Below are 2,382 nucleotides of genomic sequence, written 5' to 3'. Positions count from 1 at the left end.
CTGCGTGGTTTTCAACAGGAAAAAGTTTTGCAGATAGCAAAACTTTTTGAAAGAATGCGTGTTTATAGCAGCCCCCCTTCAGGCTTCCGGAGTTTTCACTGCGTCCGGCCGTTTAAAATCCCGGTAGCCCCTGCCACCTAAACCCGATAGCAGCGGGCATCCCGATTTAAGCACCAGTTTGTGTTATATTTGGGTGTGCTTGCTTGTTTCACAGGTTTTCATCGGGATAAAGCGGATAGCGGGAACAAACCTCCATAGTAGCGCCAAAACTGCTTTTCACAAAAAAATAACCAATTCATACCTGCAAAATAGAATAACTACCAATTCCTTATGCTCTGATAATAGCTAAAAGTTTTTTACCCGCAGTTAAAACAAGCACAGAGACTAGCCCAGCTGCTAATCCAAAAGCAAATTCCCTAAGAATTGAAGGTAAAGTATGAAGAACGTGATGTAGAAAGCCAACATTATGTGCAAAAATTCCACCTGAAACCAAGATTAATGCTACTGTTCCTACAACACTTAATATTTTTATTATAACCGGTAAAGAACGAACCAGTAGGTTTCCAATTGATGAAAGTATACCTTTTTCACCTGATGCCTTCATTAAGCGATATCCGGCATCATCCATTCTAACAATAATGGCTACGATGCCATAAACACCAACGGTAGCCAACAAAGCTACAGCCGATACGGTCATAATTTGTATAAGCAGCTTTTCTTCGAGCACACTTCCCAAAGCAATAATTACGATTTCTATTGATAAAATAAAATCGGTAATAATAGCTGATTTAATTTTCGCTTTTTCTGCTGCCTCCCCCTCTTGGATGACTTCTTTTACCTCTACATGTGAGGGCTTTGATCGATGAATAAAATATTCAACGATTTTCTCCACCCCTTCATACGCCAGGTACAACCCGCCCAATACCAAAATCACTTTAATCGCTATTGGAAAAAAGAAATTGAGTAATAGCGCAATCGGAACAATAATAAGCTTATTCACGAATGATCCTTTTGTAATTGCCCATAGTACCGGCAATTCTCTCGAGGAAAGAAAACCAGTTGACTTTTCTGCATTTACCGCTAAATCATCTCCCAAAATCCCCGCAGTCTTCTTGGCCGCTACCTTAGCTGTTACCGCTACATCGTCCATTAAAGCACCTATATCATCCAAAATCGCAAAAAAACCTGAAGCCATATCTAAATTAAATTATGCCGCAAAATATCAAATCCTTTCCAGATTCGAACAATCATACTCAAATCTTTAAGCTATATGTGCTAAAAAAGTATGCTATAGATAGGATATATTTGCTAAATCTATCATGCACACGGTCGTTGAGATGATAATCGTGAAAAAACATCACTTTAAATGGTTAAAGCAGCGTTTAACTTATTTGTTAAGGCTAATCCAGAAGGTTAAATATTTTGATGGTCTGGAGCGCAATAGCAGTAAGAGGTAGGTTGGGTTCCGTCCTGCTGTACGCTGCAATCCTTTTGGGAAACCCTGGGATAAACAACCTACCTATGCCCAAAAGGGATTTCCGCTGCCATCAGGGCTACTGAACCTGGGCCAGAAGTGTAAAACCCAGCAGGGATCAGTGTAATCTGGGAAACAAACCTTATCTCATCTTTACTTCTTAAGAAACGGAAAACCGGTCTATTTGCAAAGCATAATCAGATGGTTGATATTTTAACGGTCTGGAGCGCAATAGCTGTAAAACGTAGGTCGGGTTCCGTCCTGCTGTACACTGCAATCCTTTTGGGAAACCCCTGGAATAAACAAGCTAGCGCTGCCCAAAAGGGATTTCCGCTGCCATCAGGGCTATTGAACCTGGGCCAATAGTGTAAAACTCAGCGGAAATCTGCGGGAACAAAATCCTTAACTACCTTAACTGCTTAAGGATCGGAAAACCAATCTATTTGCAAAGCATAATCAGATGATTCACATTTTAACGGTCTGGAGCGCAATAGCAGTAACATATAGGTTGGGTTCCGTCCTGCTGTGCGCTGCAATCCTTTTGGGAAACCCCTGGGATAAACAAGCCAGCCTTCCCCAAAAGGGATTTCCGCTGCCATCAGGGCTACAGAACCGGGCCAGTAGTGTAAAACCCAGCGGGGATCAGCGTAACCTGCGGAACAGGCCCTTAATCTTTCTTAACTCCTTAATGGCGAAAAAAATAATTTTATGCCCTGTCTATCATTAAGGAATTAAGGACATTAAGAATAGAGCTGCTTAAACAATTCCTTAATCCCCCATCCATTAATGTTGGGAAGTGAACGCTACAGAACAGAATGGCCATAAACCAATAAAACCCTTCAACATTGCTGTTAAAGGGTTTCTTTTAAGATCTGGCACCGACCTACTCTCCCACGTGTTACCGCAGT

The 2,382-nt window shown here is 41.5% G+C and carries 1 protein-coding gene; it reads right to left on the bottom strand.

Annotated elements, in window-relative coordinates; genetic code table 11:
- Positions 1 to 328 precede the first annotated feature (328 nt).
- The gene (locus AC1RJ8_RS25080) at positions 329 to 1,195 is read right to left on the bottom strand and encodes a DUF808 domain-containing protein (RefSeq protein ID WP_492956260.1); all 867 of its coding nucleotides are present in this window, start codon (positions 1,193 to 1,195) and stop codon (positions 329 to 331) included.
- Positions 1,196 to 2,382 lie beyond the last annotated feature (1,187 nt).

This window comes from Pedobacter sp. GW822-FHT03F06 (assembly GCF_058801365.1).
This window is presented reverse-complemented; position numbering and strand designations above follow the sequence as displayed.